This window comes from Streptomyces sp. NPDC052701 (assembly GCF_040678355.1).
GTDB lineage: Bacteria > Actinomycetota > Actinomycetes > Streptomycetales > Streptomycetaceae > Streptomyces.
The window spans coordinates 13,497-36,227 of the sequence record NZ_JBFATO010000001.1; the positions used below are offsets into that span (position 1 = coordinate 13,497).

22 protein-coding genes and 1 pseudogene are annotated in these 22,731 nt (G+C 73.6%); 12 read left to right on the forward strand and 11 right to left on the reverse strand.

Going from position 1 to position 22,731, the window contains the following annotated elements; translation table 11 throughout:
- Positions 1 to 189: 189 nt before the first annotated feature.
- Entirely contained in the window at positions 190 to 651 is a 462-nt protein-coding gene (locus AB0L29_RS00070; protein WP_365821614.1) for a universal stress protein, read from the reverse strand.
- 350 nt (positions 652 to 1,001) lie between these two features.
- On the opposite strand from AB0L29_RS00070, the gene AB0L29_RS00075 reads away from it, so the two are divergent.
- Positions 1,002 to 1,838, forward strand: coding sequence for a polysaccharide deacetylase family protein (locus AB0L29_RS00075; RefSeq protein WP_365821616.1), 837 nt, complete (start codon positions 1,002 to 1,004; stop codon positions 1,836 to 1,838).
- A gap of 28 nt (positions 1,839 to 1,866) precedes the next feature.
- Here AB0L29_RS00075 and AB0L29_RS00080 read toward each other — a convergent pair whose 3' ends face one another.
- Complete coding sequence (locus AB0L29_RS00080; RefSeq protein WP_365821618.1) at positions 1,867 to 2,532, reverse strand: class F sortase; 666 nt, start codon at positions 2,530 to 2,532, stop codon at positions 1,867 to 1,869.
- A 263-nt stretch (positions 2,533 to 2,795) separates the two neighbouring features.
- Complete coding sequence (locus AB0L29_RS00085) at positions 2,796 to 3,431, reverse strand: hypothetical protein (RefSeq protein ID WP_365821620.1); 636 nt, start codon at positions 3,429 to 3,431, stop codon at positions 2,796 to 2,798.
- Between AB0L29_RS00085 and AB0L29_RS00090 the strand changes: the two are divergent.
- Positions 3,409 to 3,938, forward strand: a pseudogene (locus AB0L29_RS00090) (hypothetical protein). The gene AB0L29_RS00085 and the pseudogene AB0L29_RS00090 overlap by 23 nt on opposite strands.
- Positions 3,939 to 3,983: 45 nt before the next feature.
- Here AB0L29_RS00090 and AB0L29_RS00095 read toward each other — a convergent pair.
- Together AB0L29_RS00095 and AB0L29_RS00100 are read right to left on the reverse strand one after the other, a co-directional pair.
- Positions 3,984 to 4,748 (reverse strand): DUF4239 domain-containing protein, encoded by a 765-nt coding sequence (locus tag AB0L29_RS00095; protein WP_365821622.1) that lies wholly within the window; start codon positions 4,746 to 4,748, stop codon positions 3,984 to 3,986.
- A gap of 25 nt (positions 4,749 to 4,773) precedes the next feature.
- Positions 4,774 to 4,902, reverse strand: coding sequence for a hypothetical protein (locus AB0L29_RS00100; RefSeq protein WP_365821624.1), 129 nt, complete (start codon positions 4,900 to 4,902; stop codon positions 4,774 to 4,776).
- Positions 4,903 to 5,672: 770 nt separating this feature from the next.
- Between AB0L29_RS00100 and AB0L29_RS00105 the strand changes: the two genes are divergently transcribed.
- The 3 genes from AB0L29_RS00105 (at position 5,673) to AB0L29_RS00115 (ending at position 10,024) form a co-directional block, all read left to right on the forward strand.
- Positions 5,673 to 6,626 (forward strand): SCO0930 family lipoprotein, encoded by a 954-nt coding sequence (locus AB0L29_RS00105; protein WP_365822645.1) that lies wholly within the window; start codon positions 5,673 to 5,675, stop codon positions 6,624 to 6,626.
- Between the two features lie 444 nt (positions 6,627 to 7,070).
- Positions 7,071 to 7,883: an SAM-dependent methyltransferase gene (locus AB0L29_RS00110; RefSeq protein WP_365821626.1), complete on the forward strand. Its 813-nt coding sequence runs from the start codon at positions 7,071 to 7,073 to the stop codon at positions 7,881 to 7,883.
- Positions 7,880 to 10,024: an EAL domain-containing protein gene (locus tag AB0L29_RS00115; RefSeq protein ID WP_365821628.1), complete on the forward strand. Its 2,145-nt coding sequence runs from the start codon at positions 7,880 to 7,882 to the stop codon at positions 10,022 to 10,024. Before AB0L29_RS00110 ends, AB0L29_RS00115 begins: the two co-directional genes overlap by 4 nt.
- Before the next feature lie 213 nt (positions 10,025 to 10,237).
- On the opposite strand, the gene AB0L29_RS00120 is transcribed toward AB0L29_RS00115, so the two are convergent.
- Complete coding sequence (locus AB0L29_RS00120) at positions 10,238 to 11,122, reverse strand: LysR substrate-binding domain-containing protein (RefSeq protein ID WP_365821630.1); 885 nt, start codon at positions 11,120 to 11,122, stop codon at positions 10,238 to 10,240.
- A gap of 120 nt (positions 11,123 to 11,242) precedes the next feature.
- On the opposite strand from AB0L29_RS00120, the gene AB0L29_RS00125 reads away from it, so the two are divergent.
- The 5 genes from AB0L29_RS00125 (at position 11,243) to AB0L29_RS00145 (ending at position 17,014) form a co-directional block, all read left to right on the forward strand.
- A complete protein-coding gene (locus AB0L29_RS00125; RefSeq protein WP_365822647.1) occupies positions 11,243 to 11,914 on the forward strand; it encodes a succinate dehydrogenase in 672 nt (223 codons plus the stop codon).
- Position 11,915: 1 nt separating this feature from the next.
- Positions 11,916 to 13,865, forward strand: coding sequence for a fumarate reductase/succinate dehydrogenase flavoprotein subunit (locus tag AB0L29_RS00130; protein ID WP_365821632.1), 1,950 nt, complete (start codon positions 11,916 to 11,918; stop codon positions 13,863 to 13,865).
- On the forward strand, positions 13,862 to 14,611 hold the full coding sequence (locus AB0L29_RS00135) for a succinate dehydrogenase/fumarate reductase iron-sulfur subunit (RefSeq protein ID WP_365821634.1): 750 nt from the start codon (positions 13,862 to 13,864) through the stop codon (positions 14,609 to 14,611). The genes AB0L29_RS00130 and AB0L29_RS00135 overlap by 4 nt, the downstream gene beginning before the upstream one ends.
- A 532-nt stretch (positions 14,612 to 15,143) precedes the next feature.
- Positions 15,144 to 15,914 carry a GNAT family N-acyltransferase gene (locus AB0L29_RS00140; RefSeq protein WP_365821636.1) on the forward strand — a complete coding sequence of 257 codons (771 nt, stop codon included), beginning with the start codon at positions 15,144 to 15,146 and terminating at the stop codon, positions 15,912 to 15,914.
- Entirely contained in the window at positions 15,914 to 17,014 is a 1,101-nt protein-coding gene (locus AB0L29_RS00145) for a lysophospholipid acyltransferase family protein (RefSeq protein ID WP_365821638.1), read from the forward strand. Before AB0L29_RS00140 ends, AB0L29_RS00145 begins: the two co-directional genes overlap by 1 nt.
- Positions 17,015 to 17,029: 15 nt before the next feature.
- Here the strand turns inward: AB0L29_RS00145 and AB0L29_RS00150 are convergent, their stop codons facing one another.
- From AB0L29_RS00150 to AB0L29_RS00165, 4 genes are all read right to left on the reverse strand, one after another.
- A complete protein-coding gene (locus AB0L29_RS00150; RefSeq protein WP_365821640.1) occupies positions 17,030 to 18,028 on the reverse strand; it encodes an LLM class flavin-dependent oxidoreductase in 999 nt (332 codons plus the stop codon).
- Between the two features lie 120 nt (positions 18,029 to 18,148).
- A complete protein-coding gene (locus tag AB0L29_RS00155; protein ID WP_365821642.1) occupies positions 18,149 to 19,327 on the reverse strand; it encodes a GTP-binding protein in 1,179 nt (392 codons plus the stop codon).
- 5 nt (positions 19,328 to 19,332) lie between these two features.
- Positions 19,333 to 19,503, reverse strand: coding sequence for a 50S ribosomal protein L32 (gene rpmF, locus AB0L29_RS00160; protein WP_351333280.1), 171 nt, complete (start codon positions 19,501 to 19,503; stop codon positions 19,333 to 19,335).
- Positions 19,504 to 19,587: 84 nt separating this feature from the next.
- Positions 19,588 to 19,995 carry a (2Fe-2S) ferredoxin domain-containing protein gene (locus AB0L29_RS00165; protein WP_365821644.1) on the reverse strand — a complete coding sequence of 136 codons (408 nt, stop codon included), beginning with the start codon at positions 19,993 to 19,995 and terminating at the stop codon, positions 19,588 to 19,590.
- Positions 19,996 to 20,412: 417 nt separating this feature from the next.
- Here AB0L29_RS00165 and AB0L29_RS00170 point away from each other — a divergent pair, with 417 nt between their 5' ends.
- Positions 20,413 to 20,904, forward strand: coding sequence for a hypothetical protein (locus AB0L29_RS00170; RefSeq protein ID WP_365821646.1), 492 nt, complete (start codon positions 20,413 to 20,415; stop codon positions 20,902 to 20,904).
- Positions 20,905 to 20,930: 26 nt separating this feature from the next.
- Here AB0L29_RS00170 and AB0L29_RS00175 read toward each other — a convergent pair whose 3' ends face one another.
- Positions 20,931 to 21,146, reverse strand: coding sequence for a dodecin (locus tag AB0L29_RS00175; protein ID WP_365821648.1), 216 nt, complete (start codon positions 21,144 to 21,146; stop codon positions 20,931 to 20,933).
- Positions 21,147 to 21,414: 268 nt separating this feature from the next.
- Here AB0L29_RS00175 and AB0L29_RS00180 point away from each other — a divergent pair, with 268 nt between their 5' ends.
- Positions 21,415 to 22,680 (forward strand): extracellular solute-binding protein, encoded by a 1,266-nt coding sequence (locus tag AB0L29_RS00180; RefSeq protein WP_365821650.1) that lies wholly within the window; start codon positions 21,415 to 21,417, stop codon positions 22,678 to 22,680.
- Positions 22,681 to 22,731 lie beyond the last annotated feature (51 nt).

A 22,731-nucleotide genomic window follows, 5' to 3' on the forward strand; every position in this document is an offset into this window, starting at 1 on the left:
TCGGCAAACGGACGATGGCGGATCATGCTGACGCAACCACGGTACCGGCGGAAGCCGGAGCGCACACGCGCGGAGTTTCCGGGCGGCCCGCGACCCCGGGCGGCGGCACCCGGGCGCGTTCCCGCGAACCCCGTCCGGCGGGCCCCGCCGGGGCCCGTGCGATCCCGGTGCGCGCGGTGCCGCCGCCGGCTACGGCACCACCGTCACCGGCCACCGGCCCGCCTTCACCAGGCGGATCGCGACGGACCCGACGATCCGGTGGCCCGCCTGCTCGGACGCGCCCACCACCACCGCGTCCGCCTTGAGTTCGTCGGCCGCCCTGACCAGGCCGGTGTAGGGGTCGCCGCGGAACGTGTGGAACTCCCAGCGCACGTCGAATATCCCCTTGACCCGTTCGGCCGCGTCCCGGATCTGGGCGATGAGGTCCTCGGCGATCTCGTCGGTCGTCTCGGCGACCGGTGCCCCGAAGGCGGCCCCGGCCGCCAGCACCGGCTGCACGTACACGACGGCGAGCAGCGCCCGCTGGCGCCGGGCCAGACCGCCGGCGTAGGCCGCCGCCCGGAGGGAGGAGTCGGAGCCGTCCACCCCGACCAGGATGACCTTCGGCCCGTCCGTGCCCCGTTCGAACTGGTGGGAGTGGTGTTCCGTCACGCCCGTGAGGCTATCGGAACGCGCCGTACCGCCCGCCGGGCCGGTCGCCCACCCGGCCGCGGGCCGTCCGGTGGCGCCGCGCGGGGAGAGGGGCGGCCTCGGCCCCGTCCCCTCCGGCGAGGCCGAGCGCCGCCAGCGAGGGCAGACCCGCGGCGGCCGCGGGACACTGCCCGCCGTCCGGGTGCCCCGTTCGCCGGGCCTGGTGCACCGACGGCACGAAGACCTCCCGGGCGTGAGTTCCCCCCGGCGCACCGCCGTTGACCCGGACGACTGGGCCGCGCGGGTGGAATCATGCCGCCGGACCGGTGCAGCCCAGGTGCGTCGGCCTTCCGCCGGGCGACTGATGAGTCATGCACAAGGATCAGTTGCTCACACGGCGCCGCGCGTTGCTCGCCGGTGCCGTCGCTGCGGGTACGGCCGGTACGGCCGGTGTGCTGACGAGGGGCGCGGGGGAGCGGCCGGCACGGCCGGCCGGCCCCGTGGCGGGCGCTCCGGCACGCCCCGCGCTCGCGCCCTCCGCCTACCGCCTCCAGCCCTTGACCGGTTACGGCCCACCACGTGCCGCACCAGGCCGGACCCCGGTCCGGCGCACCCCCCTGCTCCGGGTGTCCGGCCGCGGCCGGACCATGGTGCTGACCTTCGACGACGGGCCCGACCCCCGCTACACCCCCGACATCCTGGACACACTGGCGCGGTACGAGGTGCGCGCCATGTTCTTCGTGTGCGGGGGGATGGCCGCCGAGAACAAGGACCTGCTGGCCCGGATGGCCGACGAGGGCCACGTCGTCGGCAACCACACCTGGTCCCACCCCCTCCTGACCGACCTCACGCGCGGCCGGATCCGCACCGAGATGGAACGCACCTGCGACGTCATCGAGGACGCGTACGGCGAACGCCCCGAGTGGTTCCGCGCGCCCTACGGGGCCTGGAACCGCGCCGCCTTCCAACTCGGCGCCGAACTCGGCATGGAACCGCTGGCCTGGACGGTCGACACGCTCGACTGGACCACCCCCGGCACCCGCACCATCGTCGACCGGGTCGAGGAGGGCGCCGCCCCCGGCGTCGTGGTGCTCTCGCACGACGCCGGGGGCGACCGCTCCCAGAGCGTCCAGGCCCTGCGCAGCTACCTGCCGCAGCTGCTGGACTCCGGCTACCACGTCACGGTCCCCAGACGGCAGTACGTGTGACGGCCCGTGCCCGCCCGGCCGGGGACGCTCAGCGGACCTCGACCAGGCGGGCGAAGGCGACGACGTTCCCCTGGTAGCCGTTCTGCTGGGAGAAACTGCCCCCGCAGGTGATGACCCGCAGTTCCGGCGCGCCCTTGGAGCCGTACACCCGGTCGCCGGGGAAGTCGTTCTTGTCGAAGACCTCGATGCCGTAGACCTCGAACACGGCCGTCTTCCCGTCCGCGCGCGAGACCTCGACGCGGTTGCCCTTCTTCAGGGCCCCGAGACCGTAGAACACGGCGGGGCCCTGTGTGTTGTCGACATGGCCGACGAGGACCGCGGTGCCCTTCTCGCCGGGGGTGACGGCGCCGGTGAACCAGCCCGCCAGGTTCGGGTCCTCCGCGGGCGGCGCGCTGACCCAGCCGTCGGGGTCCAGACCCACCGGGACGACCGGCGCGTCCACCCGGATCACCGGGATCCTCACCCGGTCCGGAACGGCGTACGGCAGCGGCTGCGCGACCCCGGCGAACGTGGCCTCGGGCACCCGGCTGTCCGCCGCGGCCGTCGCGGGCTGCGGCGGACCCACGTCGAACTCCCCCGAACCGTTGCGGATGAGCGCGAGGCCGCTCAGCAGAACAAGCGCTACCACGCCCCACGGGGCGCGCTTCCTCGGCCGCGCCTCCTCTTCGGCCAGGGCCAGCTCGGACGCAGACATTCGCCATCCCCTCTCGACGCGACCGTCGCCGCGTCAATCGCGCATATCAGAACGCTAAGCGCGGCGCGCGCGACCGGCGACGGGGCGAGGGCGAACGGGTGGCACCGGCCTTTTCCGGTGCGCCATCCGAGTTGCCGCCACCAGGAATTTTCTGACGGTCCGTGACCTGCGGTGATATCCGATTGTGCGGTTTTCGCGGGGCGTGTTCTCTCACCAGGACGGACCATTCCCGAAATGCGGCTTCGTGCACGGCAACTGAGGGTCTATCTGGGAGGCGCTTTCTCGCCGATCGACCGGGGACGGGACCCGGGGCGTCTTCCGCGGAGGATCTCATGCGTAACTCTCGTGCCCTGGCGGCCGCCGGCGTCGCGGTCGCCGTCCTCGGTCTCGCCGCTCCCACGGCCGTCTCCTGGGACGGTGTCCCCGGCGCAACCTCGGGCAACGACGGCCCCGGTTTCGCCCCGAACGACAACGGCGGCTTCGGCGGTTTCGGCGGTTTCGGCGGTGGCAACGGCGGCGGTTTCGGCGGAAACGGCAACAACAACGGTGGCGGGTTCGGCGGCAACGGCGGTCACGGCGGTCACGGCGGTCACGGCGGTGGCTTCGGCGGCAACGGGAACGACAACGACGGCAACGGCGGAAACGGCGGCAATGGGGGCAATGGGGGCAACGGGGGTGAGGGCGGAAACGGCAACAACAACGGTGGGGGCAACGGCGGTAACAACAACGCGGGCGGCAACGGCAACCACGGAGGCGGAAACGGCAACAACAACGGCAACAACGGTGAGGGCAACGGCGGCCGCGGCAACAACAACGTCGGCGGTGACAACGGCGGCCGCGGCAACAACAACGCGGGCGGCAACGGCGGCAACAACAATGCGGGCGGCAACGGCGGCCACGGGAACAACAACATCGGCGGCGGCAACGGTGGCAACAACAACGCGGGCGGCAACGGCGGCCGGGGAGACGGCGCCGGGGGCAACGGCGGCCACGGGAACCACGCCGGTCCCAGCAACATCGTCGCCCTGCCCAACGTCATCGCCCGCGGCGGCCGGCTGACCATCACGGTCGACGGCTGCCGGCAGGGCGGCACCGCGTCGTCCAACGCGTTCCGGACGACGACTCTGACGCCGGTCCGCGGCGCCAACGACACGGCCAAGGGCACCGCCAGCGTCAACGCCGACGCCCGTCCGGGGACGTACGACATCACCGTCCACTGCGCCGGCAGGACACTGACCCGCCCGTCCGCCTTCACCGTCCTCGGTGGCGTCCGCGGCGGCCTGGGCGGCAGCACCTCCACCGGGGCGACGCCGACCGACGTGGCCATCGGCGGCGGCCTGGTGACCGCGGCGGTCGTCGGCGGCGGTGTGTTCTGGATGCGGCGCCGGGCCGAGAAGCGCATCTGAACGCCGGGGACGACCGACGCGCCGTCGGCCGTCCCCGGTCGTCCGTCACCCCCCGACGTGCGGGAACAGATGCAGGAACGGGTCCGCCGTCGCGGCGATGCCCCGGCTGTAGGGCGCGTCGAAGTCCCAGATCAGGAAGAGCAGGAAGGCGATCAGCGCGGAGAAGATCCCCGCGAGGACCAGCTCGCGCGCCGTGCGCCGGATCTGCAGCGCGAAGAGCATGCCGACGGTGACGACGGCTCCGGTGATCAGCCCGAACCACACCACGCCCGGCATGGTCGGGGCGGTCGACTCCGCCCGGGCGCTGCGCGCCTGGTCCGCCGCGGTCACCTGGTCGACGAGCGGCTGGTAGGCCTGGGCCTCGAAGTCCGTCTTCGGCCGGTAGTCGGTGACGTCCTGGCGGACGCGGTCGAGCAGCTCGGCACCGCGCCCGGTGACACGGCCCTCGTCGGCCATGGTCCGCCACTCGGTGGTGACGACGTGCGCGACGTAGGCGTCGACGTCCTCGCGGATGCGGTCACGTACCTCGGCCGGGTAGACCCGCACCCGCTCCGAGACCTCGTGCAGGGCGGCGGCCTCCGCCCGTACGTGCTCCTGGGCCGCGCTGCGCGCCTCCCAGACACCGGCGATGGCCAGCCCCAGGACGATGGCGTACAGCACGCCGATCCACATGGTGATGTACTCGATGACGTCCGGGGTCTCGCTGGGATCCTCGTCCTCGGCCGCCGTGCGGTCCCGTACGAGGGTGATGACGACCACCACGACACAGGCGGCCAGCATCGCGAAGGTGAGAACAAGCCATTCCGGCAAGAGGTGCCTCCAAGACTTCGGTGGGTCAGCGCGGGCGCAACGCGGCGGCGGCGACCACCGCGGGCGTGGTGATCAGCAGGACGAAGACGAGCGGTGACGGCGCGCTGCCCGACGGCCGGTGGTGCCGTGCGGCGCGGTACGGCGGATAGCGCACGGGCTTCGCTGCCGGCGCCGGCGCCGGTTCGGCCGACGGCTCGGGCCTCGGCCTCGGCTTCGGAGACGGGGCCGGTGCCGGGGCGGGAGGGGGAGCGGGCACCGGCCGGGGCGGGGGTGCCGCCGGTCGCGGCGCGGGCGGAGGCGGTGCGGGCGGTGGCTCGGGTCTCGGCGTGGGCTCCGGTTCCGGGGGCGGCGGCGAGGGCGGGGGCGGCGGCGGTGTGGGGGGCGGTGGCGGTACGGGGGGCGGCTCGGGCGGCGGGGGCGGCGGCGGAGTCGGGCTCGGCGGCGGTGTGGGGGTCGGCGTGGGCTTCTGGCACGGCGGGGGCGTGGGCCAGGTGAGGGAGCCGGCGACCGCCACCGCCCGGATGCCGTCCGGCCCGGTCGAGGCGTACGCGCAGGCGTCGGCCACCGCCGCGTCGGCCGGTGCGCCCACCAGCGCCCAGGCCAGTGCCGTCACGGCCAACGCCCTTGTGAAACGGCCGGATTGGGTCGGTAGGGGTCCTTGCACGACGAAGATCATGTGCCCTGGTGCGCGGGGGCGCGCCGGAGTCGCGGGGGATACCCCCGAAGGAGGTACGGCCGCCGGTCGCAGGTCGCCCGCCTGCTCCTCGGGCGGACGCGTGTGCGGTCGGGAGGGGGTGCCGTCCGGGGCCGGAGAGAAAAAAATCGCCGGACCGTTGAACACACCCCGGGTCCCCGTGCGTACCCAGTGTCGTGCGGCGGCGCAGCAGGGCGCTGCAACACCCTTGGGATCATGGGGAGTTGACGATGAAGACCTCCTGGCGGAGCGCCTCACTCGTGGCGAGCGCTGCTGCGGTACTGGCGCTGACGACGGCGTGCGGTCAGGACGGGACCCCATCGGCGAGCAGCCAGAACGTGGGGGCCACGGCCGTGCCCGGGGACTACGGGAACATCGGCACGGGGGCCGACGGAGCCGGCGCGGGCGGTCAGCAGAGTTCCGCGAGTCCGTCCGGTTCGGCCGCCCCTGCCGGAAAGCTGGCCGTGTCCACCAACGCCAAGATCGGCAAGGTGGTCACCGACAACCTGGGCCTGACCCTGTACCGCTTCGATCAGGACACCGCCGAACCGCCCAGGTCCAGCTGTGACGGCGACTGCGCCAAGACCTGGCCCCCGGTGCCCGCGGACGACGCCACGGCCGGCGAGGGCATCGACAAGGCGCTGCTCGGCTCGGTCACCCGCGCCGACGGCACCAAGCAGCTGACCGTCGGCGGCTGGCCGGCGTACCGCTACGTCAAGGACGTCAACGCCGGGGACGTCAAGGGCCAGGGCGTGGGCGGCAAGTGGTACGCGCTGGCACCCGACGGCAAGAAGGCGCAGGGGGCGGCCGAGGAACGGCCCGGGCTGTCGACCCGCAACGACCCCGAACTCGGTGAGATCGTCGTCGACGGGAAGGGCATGACGGTCTACCGGTTCATGAAGGACGAGGCCTGGCCGAAGCCGGTCTCCGCCTGCACCGGCGCCTGCCTGGAGAAGTGGCCGGTCGTGTCCCCCGTCGACTTCGAGGACACCAAGGGCATCCAGAAGAAGGGCTACATGACCTTCACCCGGCCCGACGGCGCCGAGCAGCAGACCATCAACTGCTGGCCGATCTACACCTTCGCCGGTGACAAGGCCCCCGGCGACACCAACGGTCAGGGCGTGGGCGGCACGTGGTACGCCGTGCGGCCCGACGGAAAGCCGGTCGGCGCGTCGGAGAAGTAGAGAGACCTCCCCAGGGTCGGTCAGTTCGTCCGTCCGGCGCGTCGGCCACGGTCCGCCCCTCCGCTTCCCGGCGGAGGGGCGGACCGGTTTGCCGTGATGCGTCCGGACCTGTCGTGTCGCGGCACTTTTCCCCTCGTGCCGGTTCTCGCCGTATCCAGCCGAATGTCCTCCCGTGTCGTCGATTCTCGGCGGATTGCGGGGGATCTCGGCAGAACCTACAGAACCCACCGGAAATCACCGGAACCCGCCGGAATTCGACGGGCCTCGGCGGGTCCCGCTGGAGTGCAGTACGTGCTTCCGCGGCCCGCGCGAGGGGTATCAAATCGGCACGTGCCGCAGGCAGTGACCGGGAACGGATGGTCAATTTCCGTTTCGGGTCGCTCCGTTGGCGAGCGATCAGTAGCCTCTGCTCGAACACCGGATCGCCTACGCCTGGAGAGATAGATGGAGCGTCCCGCCTGGGCCCCACGGAGCATCGACATCACGGTGCCGAGCGTTTCCCGGATGTACGACTACTACCTGGGCGGTTCGCACAACTTCGAGGTGGACCGGGAAGCGGCCCGCAAGGCGCTGGAGTTCATGCCGGGACTCCCCAAGGTCATGCAGGCGAACAGGGCGTTCATGCGCCGGGCGGTGCGCTTCGCGGTCGGGGAGGGCGTCACCCAGTTCCTGGACATCGGCTCCGGCATACCGACCTTCGGCAACGTGCACGAGGTCGCCCGGGCGGCCGGTTCCGGCGCACGCGTCGTCTACGTCGACCACGACCCGGTGGCCGTGGCGCACAGCCAGGCCGTCCTCGCGGACGACGAGGACGCCGACATCGCGGCCGCCGACCTCCGCAAGCCGCAGGAGATTCTCGGCAGCCCTCAGGTGGAGCGGCTGATCGACCTGAATCGGCCAGTGGCGCTGCTGCTCGTTGCCATACTGCACTTCGTGGAAGACGCGGACGACCCGTACGGGGCGGTGGCCGAGCTGCGCGACGCGCTCGCGCCCGGCAGCATGCTCGTCCTCACCCATGCCTCGTACGAGGGAATTCCGCTGCCGCAGGAGCGGGCCGAGGGCGCGGTGGACGTGTACAAGGACATCCGCAGCCCGCTGATCATGCGCTCGCGCGAGGAGATCGCGCGGTTCTTCGAGGGGTACGACATGGTGGAACCCGGACTGGTGCCGATGCCGCACTGGCGGCCCGACACCGCACCGGAGGACGAGGATCCGTGGGCCTTCTCCGGTTTCGCGGGCGTGGGGCGTACGGCGTGACCGCGGAACCGGACGGGCCGGAGGACAGACTGCGCCGGTTCGCGACGATCTGGAGCCGGGCGGTGTTCCCGGTCACCTCGACCTCGTCGACCCGGCCGGAGTTCGAGGAGCAACTGCTGCCGCTGGCGCGGAGGCTGAGCCGGGCGCTGCGGGCGAGGATCTTCGACGCCGACGAGGGCAAGGCGGTGGGCGCCGCCCTGGTGGCCGCGCACTGCACCGACCCGGAGGCGCTGAGCCGGACGCTGGACTGCGTCGACGCCTACCTGGTGCTGTACTGCGGCGAGGACGGCGACCGCGAGGACCTGCGGGCGCGCAGCGCACGGCTGCAGCACGCCATGGCCGCCGGCTACGCGCAGGCGCTGCGGGAGCGGACGCTGGCCGAGCAGGAGTCCATCGCACAGGCCGCCCTGCTCGCGCAGGGCGTGGTGGCCCAGGCGCTGCACGCCAGCGAGGCCCGTTTCCGCGCGGTCTTCGAAGGCGCGGCCATAGGGATCGGCATCGCCGACCTGGACGGCAACATCCTGCAGGTCAACGGCGCGCTGCTACGCATGTTCGGCCTGTCCGAACACCACCTGCGCGGCCGCAACGTCCGGGACTGGACCCACCCCGACGACGCCCCGCAGACCTGGCGGCTCTACGACGAACTGGTCCAGGGCGAACGCGAGCACTACCACCTGGAGAAGGCCTTCTACCGCCCTGACGGAACGGTCCTGTGGACCAACCTGACGGTCTCCCTGCTGCGCGACGCCCAGGGCGACCCGCAGTACCAGCTCGCCCTCATGGAGGACACCACCGAGCGGCGGCTGCTCAACCTGCGGCTGCGCTACGAGGCCACGCACGACGCGCTGACCGGCCTGCCCAACCGCACGTTCTTCTTCGAACGCCTGGAGAAGGCCCTGAGCGCCGGCGAGGGCCAGCGCTTCGGCCTGTGCTACCTCGATCTCGACGGCTTCAAGACCGTCAACGACAGCCTCGGGCACGCGGCCGGCGACCGGCTGCTCGTCGAGGTCGCCGACCGCCTGCAGTCGTGCGCGACGGCGCCCGGCGAGATGGTCGCCCGGCTCGGCGGCGACGAGTTCGTCGCGCTGACCACCGGCCCCGACACCCAGCGGGGCGTCGACGAGCTGGCCGCCCGCATCATGAACGCCCTGCTCGCGCCGATCAGCATCGACGGCCGGGAGCTGACCGTGCGCGGCAGCATCGGGATCGTCGAGGGCCCGGCCGGGGAGCGCAGCCCCGCGGAGGTGCTGCGCAGCGCCGACATCACCATGTACCGGGCCAAGTCGGCGGGCGGGAACCGCTTCGAGCTGGCCGATCCGGAGGCCGACGCCCGCGTCATCACCCGGCACGGGCTGACCACCGCGCTGCCCACCGCGCTGGAGCGCGGCGAGTTCTTCATCGAGTACCAGCCGCTGATCCACCTCGGCGACGGCAGTGTCCGCGGCGCCGAGGCCCTGGTGCGCTGGCTGCACCCGCAGCACGGCGTGCTCGGCCCGGACCGGTTCATCCCGCTCGCCGAGCACACGGGGCTCATCGTGCCGCTGGGCCGCTGGGTCCTGGAGGAGTCGGTGCGGCAGGCCCGCGAGTGGCGGGCGCTGCACGGGGGCCCGGGCGCGTTCGGCCCGCTGCGCATCAACGTCAACCTCTCGCCCTGCCAGCTCACCCATCCCGGCCTGGTCCAGGACACCGTCGACATCCTGGAGCGCGCGGGCGTCGCACCCGACGCACTGTGCCTGGAGGTGACCGAGTCCGCGCTGATCGGCGCCGACGACGACCTGCTCAAGCCGCTGCGCCGGCTGGCGGAGATGGGCGTCGAGATCGCCCTGGACGACTTCGGCACCGGCTACTCCAACCTCGCCAACCTGCGCCGGCTGCCGGTGAGCATCCTCAAGCTGGACCGCTCCTTCACCCAGAGCATGCAGCAGTTCCCGGCCGACCCCGTCGACCTGAAGATCGTCGAGGGGATCGTCTCCCTGGCCCACAGCCTGGACCTCGCGGTGACGGTCGAGGGCGTGGAGACGGGCGCACAGGCCGAACAGCTCCGCATACTGGGCTGCGACACCGCCCAGGGCTGGTACTACGCCCGTCCCGGCCCGCCGGAGCGGCTGCACGAGCTGGCGCTGGTGGACGCGACGGGCTGAGTGCCGGGACGGCGCCCCGCCCAGGGGCCCCCGGTCCGGCGCCCCGGCCAAGGGTCCCCCGGCCGCCGCGCCGTCCCCCGGGCCGGTCCGCGGCACAGGCCCGGCCGCCGCCGGCACCCCCGCGCCGCCCCGGCCCCCGCCCGCCGCGCACTGTGCGGGGGCGCGTGCCGGGCGTTCCCGGCCCCGGCGGACGTCCCGCGCCGCGCGGACGGCTCACCGCTCCAGCAGCATCCGCTGCAGCTCCCTGGCGGCGCGCGGCGGAGCCACGTCGCTGCGGTGGGCCAGGGCGATGGTCCGGTGCAGCCCCGGCCGGGCCAGCGGGGTGACCCGCAGGCCGCGCCCGGACCGCGCGGCCACCATCCGGGGGACGACCGCGACGCCCAGCCCGGCCCGCACGAACCCGAGTACGGCGTCCATTTCCCCGCCCTCCACCGCGAAGTCCGGCTCGAACCCCTCGGCACGGCACGCGGCCACGGTCAGTTCGCGCAGGTCGTAGCCGTGCCGGAACATCACCAGGCGCTCGCCCTCCAGATCGGCGATCCGCACGGTGCGCCGGCCTCCGCCGGGGCGCGGGGCGTCCGGGGAGGAGACCACGACCAGGTCCTCGCGCAGCAGCTCGACCGTCGTCAGCGCCGGGGACGGCGTCGGCAGCGGGAGGACGACGAGAGCCAGGTCCAGGGCGCCGCGGGCCAGTTCCCGGACCAGGTCGTGGGAGCCGCCCTCCTCGATCAGCAGCCGGATGCCGGGGTAGCGGTCGTGGAAGGCACGCAGGACGTCCGGCAGCAGGCCCGTGCACAAGCTCGGGGTCGCCCCCAGCCGGACCCGGCCGCCGCGCAGCTGCACCAGCTCCTGCACCTCGTGCCGGGCTGTGTCCGCGTCGGCCAGGATGCGCCGGGCCAGCGGGAGCAGGGCCTCGCCCGCGTCGGTCAGCGTGATGTTGCCGCGCGCCCGCAGGAACAGGTCGGCGCCGAGCTCCCGCTCCAGCGCCTTGATCTGCTGCGACAGCGACGGCTGGGCGACGTGGACCCGATCGGCGGCCCGGGTGAAGTGCCGGGTTTCGGCGACCGCCACGAAGTACTGGAGCTGGTGGAACTGCACCCTCCCACGATAGCCGCAACCTATGGAAACGAGCCGGACCATGTCTTGGACCGATGGGGTGGACACCGCCTAGCGTTCTGTCACATGGCTCTGGCAACGCGGACGGACCGACGGCCCTCCCTGGCGCGCACCGTGTGGGGCTCGACCGTCGGCAAGAAGGCAGTGATGGCGGTCAGCGGCCTGATCATGCTGCTGTACCTGGTCGTCCACATGATCGGCAACCTGAAGATCTTCTTCGGGGCCGGCGAGTTCAACCACTACGCGCACTGGCTGCGCACCGTCGGCGAGCCCTTCATGCACTACGAGTGGACGCTGTGGGCGGTCCGCGTCGTGCTGGTCCTCGCCGTCGTCGCCCACGCCGTCTCCGCCTACCAGCTCAGCCGCCGCGACATCAAGGCGCGCCCGGACAAGTACGTCCACAAGAAGCCGCGGGCCTCCTACGCGACGCGCACCATGCGCTGGGGCGGGATCATCCTCGGCCTGTTCATCGTCTGGCACGTCCTGGACCTGACCACCGGGACCGTGCACTCCGGCGGCTTCCAGGAGGGCCGCCCGTACCAGAACGTCGTGGACACCTTCTCCACCTGGTACGGCAACGTCGTCTACATCGTCGCGATGCTCGCGGTCGGCCTGCACGTCCGGCACGGCTTCTGGAGCGCCGCCCAGACCCTCGGCGTCGGCAGCCGCACCCGCGACCGGGCCCTGAAGACCGCTGCCGACGTCCTCGCACTGCTGCTCACAGCCGGTTTCATCGCCGTGCCCGTGGGCGTCATGACCGGAGTGGTGAGCTGACATGACCGACTACGCGAACTACACGACGGGCGAGCCGCTCGCCGACACCAAGGCCCCGTCCGGCCCGATCCACGAGCGCTGGGACAAGCGCCGCTTCGAGGCGAAGCTGGTCAACCCGGCCAACCGGCGCAAGCACACGGTCATCGTCGTCGGCACCGGCCTGGCCGGCGGCTCCGCCGGCGCCACCCTCGCCGAACAGGGCTACAAGGTCATCCAGTTCTGCTACCAGGACTCCCCGCGCCGCGCCCACTCCATCGCCGCGCAAGGCGGCATCAACGCCGCGAAGAACTACCGCAACGACGGCGATTCCATCCACCGGCTGTTCTACGACACCGTCAAGGGCGGCGACTTCCGGGCCCGCGAGTCCAACGTGCACCGGCTCGCGCAGATCTCCGTCGAGATCATCGACCAGTGCGTGGCGCAGGGCGTGCCCTTCGCCCGCGAGTACGGCGGCCTGCTCGACACCCGCTCCTTCGGCGGCGTGCAGGTGTCCCGTACCTTCTACGCCCGCGGCCAGACGGGCCAGCAGCTCCTGCTCGGCGCCTACCAGGCGCTGTCGCGGCAGATCGCGGCCGGGAACGTCGAGATGCACCCGCGCACCGAGATGCTCGACCTGATCGTCGTCGACGGGCGGGCGCGCGGCATCGTCGCCCGGGACCTGGTCACCGGGAGGATCTCCCCGTACTTCGCGGACGCGGTGGTACTGGCCTCCGGCGGCTACGGCAACGTCTTCTACCTGTCGACGAACGCCATGAACTCCAACGCGACCGCCGTCTGGCGGGCGCACCGGCGCGGCGCCTACTTCGCCAACCCCTGCTTCACCCAGATCCACCCGACCTGCATCCCGCGCACCGGCGACCACCAGTCGAAGCTGACGCTGATGAGCGAGTCGCTGCGCAACGACGGCCGGATCTGGGTGCCCAGGGCCAGGAACGACACCCGGCCGCCGCACGAGATCCCCGAGGACGAGCGCGACTACTACCTGGAGCGCATCTACCCGTCCTTCGGCAACCTCGTGCCCCGCGACATCGCCTCCCGCGCCGCTAAGAACGTCTGCGACGAGGGCCGGGGAGTCGGTCCCGGCGGACAGGGCGTGTACCTCGACTTCGCGGACGCGATCCGGCGGATGGGCCGCAGGAAGGTCGAGGAGAAGTACGGCAACCTCTTCGAGATGTACGAGCGGATCACCGCGGAGAACCCGTACGAGGTCCCCATGCGGATCTACCCCGCCGTGCACTACACCATGGGCGGCCTGTGGGTCGACTACGACCTGCAGACCACCGTCCCCGGCCTGTTCGCCATCGGCGAGGCCAACTTCTCCGACCACGGCGCCAACCGCCTCGGCGCCTCCGCGCTGATGCAGGGCCTGGCCGACGGCTACTTCGTCCTCCCGGCCACCATCGGCGACTACCTGGCCCGCAACCCCCACAAGGACGAGATCACCCCCGGCCACCCGGTGGTGCGGGAGGTGCTGGCCGGGACCGAGGACCGCGTCGGCCTCCTGCTGTCCGTCGACGGCGACCGCACCCCCGACTCCTTCCACCGCGAACTGGGCGAACTGATGTGGGAGTTCTGCGGCATGGCCCGCAGCGACTCCGGCCTGCGCAAGGCCCTGGAGCGCATCCCGCAGATCCGCGAGGAGTTCTGGCGGCGCATCAAGGTCCCCGGCACCGGCGAGGAGTTCAACCAGTCGCTGGAGAAGGCCAACCGCATCGTCGACTACCTGGAGCTCGCCGAGCTGATGTGCCTCGACGCGCTGCACCGCACCGAGTCCTGCGGCGGGCACTTCCGCGAGGAGTCCCAGACCCCGGACGGTGAGGCGGCCCGCAAGGACGACGAGTTCTCCTACGCCGCCGCCTGGGAGTTCACCGGTACCGGCGAAGCGCCCGTCCTGCACAGGGAAGACCTGGTCTTCGAGTACGTCCACCCCACCCAGCGGAGCTACGCATGAAGCTCACCCTGCGCGTCTGGCGGCAGAAGAACGCCGACACCGACGGCACGATGTCCACGTACGAGGTGGACGGCATCTCACCCGACATGTCGTTCCTGGAGATGCTCGACACCCTCAACGAGGAGCTCATCCTCAAGGGCGAGGACCCGGTCGCCTTCGACCACGACTGCCGCGAGGGCATCTGCGGCGCGTGCAGCCTGGTCATCAACGGCGAGGCGCACGGACCCGAGCGCACCACCGCCTGCCAGCTGCACATGCGGTCCTTCGAGGACGGCGACACCATCGACATCGAGCCGTGGCGGGCCTCGGCGTTCCCGGTGATCAAGGACCTGGTCGTGGACCGCTCGGCCCTCGACCGGATCATCCAGGCCGGCGGCTACATCACCGTCCCGACCGGCTCCGCGCCCGAGGCCCACGCCACCCCCGTGCCCAAGCCGGACGCCGACTTCGCCTTCGAGCACGCCGAGTGCATCGGGTGCGGGGCGTGCGTGGCGGCGTGTCCCAACGGGGCGGCGATGCTGTTCACCTCCGCCAAGGTCAACCATCTGAACGTGCTGCCGCAGGGGGCGCCCGAGCGGGAGACGCGGGTGCTGGACATGGTGGCGCAGATGGACGAGGAGGGCTTCGGCGGCTGCACGCTGGCCGGCGAGTGCGCCACCGCCTGCCCGAAGGGCATCCCGCTGACGTCCATCACCAGCATGAACAAGGAGTGGCTGCGGGCCACCCGCAAGGCCGCCAAGCGGTAGGCGTCCCACGAACGTTCGCCGGAAGGGTGCGGACGGGCGGGGCCGGGTGTGGTGCTCATCTCCCGGCCCCGCCAGGCACCCCGGCCCCGCCGGGCACCCCGCCGCGGGCGGACCGCCCGGCCGTCGTGGGGTGCGCGCCGCGGAAGGGCGGCATCGGCGGCACCTTCCGGCCGCACACCCCGCTCGCCGGCGCCCCCGTCGGCGGCGTCCGGCCGCTGGTCCCCGGTCCGCCGCCCCGAGAGCGCGGCCGGCCCGCGGGCCGGTTCCTCCCCGGCACGGCGGCCGGCCCGCTACCGGAAGGCGCCCTCGGCCCCCAGGGGAGCCGACGCCGGTCCGCCCGGTGCGCACCGCCGGAGTGAACGGCTGCCCCCGGCGCGGGCCGGCGCCCGGCCCGCGCCGTTCAGCAACCCCACATCCACGCTCCCGGCACTGGTCACGCGCCGGTCAGCCGGCGTCGGAAGAACTGGGGCGGCGGACCGCACCACCGCGGTCCGCCGCGCCCCGCCGACCCGGCCCGCGACCAGGAGAAGCCATGACCGGCGTACTGACCGTCGACCGTCCCCCGCAGCCCCCGGCACCCACCCGCTACACCGTCGGTCTCGCCCGTGACGAGGAGGACGTGCGCGCCGCGCAGCGGCTGCGGCACGACGTCTTCGCCGAAGAGATGGGCGCCCTGCTGACCACCCCGCAGCCGGGGTACGACATCGACGCCTTCGACGCGTACTGCGACCACCTGCTGGTGCGCGAGGAGGTGTCCGGCCAGGTCGTCGGCACCTACCGGCTGCTGCCGCCGGACCGTGCCGCGGTCGCCGGCCGCCTGTACTCGCAGGGCGAGTTCGACCTGAGCCCCCTCGACGCGATCCGGCCGGACCTGGTCGAGGTCGGCCGCTCCTGCGTGCACCCCGATCACCGCGACGGCGCCGTCATCGGGCTGATCTGGGCCGGCATCGCGCGCTACATGACCGACCGCGGCCACGAGTGGCTCGCCGGCTGCTGCTCCCTCCCGCTCGCCGACGGCGGCGCCCTGGCGTCGGCGGCCTGGGACCGGGTGCGGACCAGGCACCTGGCGCCCGAGGAGTACCGCGTACGGCCCCTGCTGCCCTGGGTCCCCGGCAGCGCGGCCCCCGCCGGCCCCGGCGGCCTGCCCGCCCTCCTGCGCGGCTACCTGCGCCTGGGCGCCTGGGTGTGCGGGGAGCCCGCGCACGACCCGGACTTCGGGGTCGCCGACCTGTACGTGCTGCTGTCGATGCGCCGGGTCGACCCGCGCTACCTGCGGCACTTCCTGTCCCTGGTGCCGGCCTGATGAGCACCGCCGGCACCGCGGCGTTCCGCCCCGCCGCCGGCGGCGTGCCGTCCGCGCGTCCGGCGGCACGGGAGAGCGCCTGGCTGCCCACCGCGCCCTGCACCCCGCTCGCCTGCGTGGAGCCGGCCGGCCCGGCCGTCACCGCGGCACCGCGCGCGCTGCTGCGGCTCACGGCGGTCGCCGTCCTCGTCCTCACCGGGATCGCCCTGTCCCCGCTCGGCGGGCGGATCCCCGCCGGGCTGATCGCGCGGTGGTGCCGGTGGATCGTGCGGGCCGCCGGGCTCCGGGTCCGCGTCACCGGCGCCGCCCCGCCCGCCGGCGGACTCCTGCTGGTCGCCCCGCACGTCTCCTGGCTGGACATCCCCCTGCTGGCCGCCGTACGGCCGGCCCGGATGCTCGCCAAGACCGAGGTCCGCCGGTGGCCGGTGGCCGGCCCGCTGGCCGCCCTGGGCGGCACCCTGTTCATCGACCGCGACCTGCTGCGGACCCTGCCGGACACGGTGGCCCGCATCGCCGGGGCCCTGCGCGAGGGGCAGGCCGTCGCGGTGTTCCCGGAGGGCAGCACCTGGTGCGGCCGGGCCCGGGGCCCGTTCCGCCGGGCCGTCTTCCAGGCCGCCCTCGACGCGGGCGTGCCCGTCCAGCCCGTCCGCATCCGCTACCGCCGTACCGACGGGTCCGCCAGCACCGTTCCCGCGTTCGTCGGGGACGACACCCTGGTCGCCTCCCTGTGGCGGGTGGCCTCCTCCCGCCACCTGGTGGCCGAGGTCGAGGTGCCCGGCCCGATCCCCCCGGGCCGCCACCCGGACCGCCGCCGCCTGGCCCGGGCCGCCGAACGGGCCGCACTGCCGCAGCCGCACGGGCTCCAGGTCCGCGCCCCGGACCTGAGGCACCGCCCCGTGCCCGGCCCGGCGGACCACCGCCGCCACCCGGGCGGGGAGCCCGCGCCGCCCGGACACGTCACCGCCCGCCGTGCCGCGGTCCACGGCCCGCGGGAGGGCGCCGGTGTCCCGGCCCGGCAGCGGGTGGCGGACCGGTTCCCGGCGTGGGCACCCGGTGCCGGGCGGGACGGGCCGGGGACAGGCCCCGCGAGCCCGGCATGATCCGAACGAGAGGCCCTATGACGTGAAGATCCGCGCCAGCCGCCGGTAGGAGTCCAGCAGGGCGTCACGGTCGTAGGTGCTGGTGGTGACCAGCACCTCCTGCGCCCCCGTCTCCTTCAGCACCGTCTCCAGTTCGTGCGCCACCTGCTCCTCGGTGCCGGCGACGTGCCCCGTGAGCCCGGCCTCGTACAGGCCCCGCTCCTTCTGCGTCATCGGCCTCGCCTCGACCCGCTCGGCCGGCTCCAGCGGCGGGAAGGTGCCGTGCGTGCGGGAGTACGCCATCGACCAGGCCTCCGGGACCAGCAGCCGCCGGGCCTCCTGCGGCGTGGCGGCCACCGCCACCGTCCCGGAGATCACGACGTAGGGCTCGCTCGCCCAGGGGGACGGCCGGAAGCGGGCGCGGTAGTGGTCGATGCCGCGCTGCATCCGCTCCCGGTTCCGGAGGTCGCCGATGACCATGGGCAGGCCCGCCCGGGCCGCGATGTCCGCGCCCTCGCCCATGGCCAGCACGAACGGCGGCACGGTCAGGCCCTCGGCGGGCCGGGCGTGCACCCCGGTGGGGGAGGTGCCGCGGAACCAGCCGAGCAGTTCCCGCAGCTGCTCGGCGAAGTCCTCGGCGTCGCCCTTGTCCCGGCCCAGTGCCCTGCGCACCCCGTCGGTGAAGCCGACCGACCGGCCCAGCCCCATGTCGATCCGTCCCGGGAAGAGCGACTCCAGCACCCCGAACTGCTCGGCGACCACCAGCGGCCGGTGGTTGGGCAGCATCACCCCGCCGGTGCCGACCCGGATGGTGCGCGTCGCGGCGGCCACGGCGGCGGCCAGCACGGTCGGCGCGGATCCCGCGACGCCGGGCACGCCGTGGTGCTCCGAGACCCAGAACCGGTGGTAGCCGAGCGGCTCCAGCTCCTGCGCCAGCCGCACGGTGTCGCGCAGCGCCTCGCCGGGCGGCCGGCCCGCGCGGGTGCGGGAGCGGTCGAGGACGGAGAAACGGGTCGAGGCGGTCACGGAGCTCATACGGGGTTCAACACCGCCGGGCGCGCAGGATTCCGCACGGCGTGACGCACCGGTCCGGCCGGCCCGGGCCGGTGCGCCCCTCGACGTGGGCCGGCGGCGGGCCGGCCCGGCGGGCCGGGATCAGGGGACGGGTTCCGGCGGCGCGGCGGCGTGCTCGTGCGCGCAGGCGTCGTCGACGCCGTACGCGTCCCAGGCGGGGAACGGGTCGGCCGCCGGGACGTCCTCGCCGGGCCGCGTCAGGCAGCCGGACAGGGCGGTGCGCAGGGCGTCCCCGTCGAGCCGCGTTCCGATGAACACCAGCTCCTGGGCCCAGGGCGCCGTGTGGTCCCGGACGGCGGACGGCTCGAACCGGGCCACCGAACCGGCCTGCGACCACAGTCCCGTCACCCGCGGCCGGCTGGCCAGGGTGAAGAACCCCTTGGAGCGCAGGACCCGCCCGTAGGCGCCGCCGTCGAGCCCTTCGGTCACGAAGCTCCACAGCCGGTCCGGGTGGAAGAGCCGTGCGGAGCGGAAGACGGTCGAGGAGATGCCGTACTCCTCCGTCTCCGGGACGTGGTCGCCGTTCAGCTCGCGGACCCAGCCCGGCGCCTGCTGCGCGCGGTCCAGGTCGAACAGGCGGGTGCCGAGGACCTGGTGGAGGGGGACCCGGCCGTGCACGGCCGGGACGATCCGGGCGGCCGGGTTGAGGCGGGCCAGCGTCGCCCGCAGCCGTGCCGCCGACCCCTCGTCGACGAGGTCCAGCTTGTTCAGCACGAGCACGTCGGCGAACTCGACCTGATCGATCAGCAGGTCGCTCACCGTGCGCTCGTCGTCCTCGTACGGCGCGAGGCCGCGCTCGGCCAGGTCGTCGCCGCGGTCCAGCTCGGTCAGGAAGTTCGCGGCGTCCACGACCGTGACCATGGTGTCCAGCAGGGCCACGTCCCCGAGGGTGGCGCCGTCGTCGCGGGCGAAGGCGAAGGTGGCGGCCACCGGCATGGGCTCGGAGATGCCGGAGCTCTCGATGAGCAGGTGGTCGAAGCGCCCCTCCCGGGCCAGCCGGTCGACCTCCTGGAGCAGGTCGTCGCGCAGGGTGCAGCAGATGCAGCCGTTGGTCATCTCGACCAGGCGTTCCTCGGTCCGCGACAGGGCGGCCTCGCCGCCGCGCACCAGCGCGGCGTCGATGTTGACCTCGCTCATGTCGTTGACGATGACCGCGACCCGCAGGCCCTCGCGGTTGCTCAGGACGTGGTTGAGCAGCGTGGTCTTGCCCGCCCCGAGGAATCCGGAGAGGACGGTGACGGGCAGTCGCTCGTTCGCCATCCGGCTCAGCCCTCGGGGCGCAGCAGCCCGCGCTCGTACGCCTTGACCAGGTGCTGCGGCACCAGGTGCCGGACACCGTCGATCGTGACCGGCACCAGCGCCGGGGTGGCCGCCTTCCACTGGGCGCGGCGGTGGCGGGTGTTGCTGCGGGACATCTTCCGCTTGGGTACGGCCATGGTGGTTCCTCCTCGGTCGGACGGCACCGAGGACGCTATATGAAAATGGTTCCCATGAGCAATTCGTGGGTCCGGTCCGCCGGCTCAGCGGCGGGCGCGGGTCCGCCCGCCGCGCGGCGGCCGGATGAACTGCAACTCCAGCGCCGGGGGCGGCCCGGCGACGCCCGGGCCGCCCCCGGCCGCCCAGCGCACGAGGTCGTCCGTGCAGTCCTCGTCCATGGCGAAACCGACCCAGGCGGCCCGTCCGCCGGCCCGGCGCCCGGCGGACGAGGGGGTGACGACGACCACGTTGGCCTGGTCGCAGGGGCCGAGGCAGTCGGTCGTACGGACCCGGAAGCCGTGCTCGGCCGCGGCGGCCCGCAGCCGCGCCACCTGCTCCGCGTGGTCCGTGCCGGGGTGCTTGCGCGGGTTGCCGCAACAGCAGCCCCGGCAGACGACGAGGGTGCAGGGAAGGTCCCGGGCGGTCCCGGGCGTGAACGTGCGAGGAGACATGACAGAAGCATGCGGGGTGCGGGACCGCCGCGGACGGGCGGGTACGGTGAGCGGTGGCCCGCTCCTCGGCGCCCGTTCCCCGGACTCCTCCAACTCCTTCGCGGTGAGCTCCTCCTGACGCCGGCTCGGCACCCCCCGGGCCGGCCGAGGAGGAAGCCGGCCGGACGGGGGCGGTGCCGGGGTTCCGCCGGCGGAACGGGGGTGTGCCACCGGCTCGTACGCGCTCCCGGTGATCCGCGGGCCGCGCGGTGCCGCGCGGCCCGCGGGAAGGGATCCGCCGGTGAGGAGCACGGGTCTTCCTTCCGGGTGCCGGCCCTCGTACCGGATGTACCCGGAGCTGCGCCCGGTGCGGCGAGAGTGCGTGCAGGGCGTCGCGGGGCAGGCGGGAGTTCGACGACAGACCCTAGGCTGGACGCCGTGACCGACAGCAGCAGGCCGCCCCTCGCCGTCTTCGACCTGGACAACACCCTCGCCGGCACTGCGCACCGGCAGCGGTTCCTGGAGCGCAGGCCGCGGGACTGGGACGCGTTCTTCGCGGCGGCCCCGCAGGACCCGCCGCTCCCGGAGGGCGTCGCGCTGGTGCGGGAGAGCGCGCGGGAGTGCGAGGTCGTCTACCTGACCGGGCGGCCCGAGCGCTGCCGGCGCGACACGCTCGACTGGCTCGCCGCCCATCGGCTGCCCGAGGGACGCGTGTACATGCGGCGGGACACCGACCGCAGGCCCGCCCGCCTCACCAAGCTGCAGGTCCTGCGCCGCCTCGCCCGCACGCGGGAGATCCGCGTCCTGGTGGACGACGACGAGCTGGTGTGCGCGGACGCCGAACGGGCGGGCTTCACCGTGGTGCGGGCGCGCTGGGCGCCGCCCTCCGCCGCCCTGGAGGCGGCGCAGGAGCGGGAGGGGCGCACCTGAGGGGAGGCGGTCGCCCTACCGGAGGGTCATTCCGGCTCCTCGAGCCGGAAGCCGACCTTCAGGCCCACCTGCCAGTGCGCGATCCGTCCCTCGTCGAGCTGGCCCCGCACCTGGGTGACCTCGAACCAGTCGAGGTTGCGGAGCGTCTGCGAGGCCCGCTCGATCCCGTTGCGGATGGCCTGGTCGACGCCGTCGGGCGAGGTGCCGTAGATCTCCGTGACCCGGTAGGTGTGGTTCGACATGCGAGTGCTCCTCTGCGTGCCGGGTGTGACGCCCGCCCGTGACGGGTGTGTCACGCGTCACTCCACCGTGCCGCAAGCTGCGGCGGAGCGCGAGACGTCCGGCCGGAGCGTCCGGCGCCCTTGACCGCCGCATTGGTCCATACCAAAATCCGGCACACCCGTACGAGCCCAGCGCTCACCCCCCACGTCGGGCTTCCGTCCCCTGTCCGCGGACGGAATCAGACAGCTCAGACAGCCCAGACAGCTTCCGACAGAAACGGGGCCCTTCGTGAGACGTCGTCGTCTGCTCGCCCTCGTGTGCGTGTCCGCAGCCCTGCTCGGCGGCTGCGGCCTGGTGCCCCACAGCGGCGGGAGCGAGCGGCGCACGGTCACCGTGTGGCTGATGAAGGGCAGCGCCTCACGGGACTACCTGGACCGCTTCACCGCGGACTTCGAACGCGCCCACCCGGACCTCGCCCTCGACATCCGCATCCAGCAGTGGACCGGCATCGGCCCGAAGGTGGAGGCCGCGCTGGAGGCGGACGGCCACGACGGGCCCGACGTCATCGAGGTCGGCAACACCCAGGTCTCCCAGTACGCGGAGGGCGACGGGCTGCTCCAGCTGACCCTGGAGTCGATGCGGGACTGGGGCATGCGCGACTGGCTGCCCGGCCTCGCCGAACCGGGGCAGTGGATGTCCCACCAGTACGGCATCCCCTGGTACGCGGCCAACCGCGTCGTCATCTACCGCAAGGACCTCTTCGCCCGCGCCGGCGTCACCGGGCCGCCGAAGACCCGCGAGGAGTGGATCACCGCGACCGAGCGACTCGACTCCGGCGGCGACCAGGGCATCTACCTCGCCGGACAGGACTGGTACACCCTGGCCGGCTTCGTCTGGGACGAGGGCGGCGAGCTGGCGGTGGAACGCGACGGCGTGTGGCGGGGCGCGCTCGACACCCCGGCCGCCCTGCGCGGCATGGACTTCTACCGGCGGCTGCAGGCACTCGGCGACGGCCCGGCCGACGCCGACGAGGAGCACCCGCCGCAGGCCGAGGTGTTCGCCCGGGGACGGGTCGCGCAGATCGTGGCGGTGCCGGGACTCGCGCGGGCCGTGCTGGAGCGGAACCCCGGCCTCGAGGGCAAGCTGGGCTTCTTCCCCGTCCCCGGCCGGACGGCCGACCGGCCCGGGGCCGTCTTCACCGGCGGCTCCGACCTCGTCGTCCCGGCGAACACCGACGAACGCGAGGGCGCCATCGCGGTCGTCGAGGCGCTCGCCGGGGCGAAGTGGAACACCGAGCTGGCCCGCACCATGAACTACGTCCCCAACAAGACGACGCTCGCGAAGGCCGTCGCGGGCCGGGAGGGGGTCGCGGCCATGGCGGCCGGAGCCGCGCAGGGCCGGGCGACCCCCTCGACGCCCCGGTGGGGCGCGGTCGAGGCGGACAATCCCATCAAGCGGTACATGACGAGGGTGCTGACGGGGGCGGACCCGGCCACGGAGGCCCGCCGCGCCTCCCGCCGGATCACCGAGGCGCTCGATCTGGACCCGCGGTGAGATTGGTGGCGCGTGCCGCCGGGGCGACCCGGCGCCTCCCGCCGGATCGGC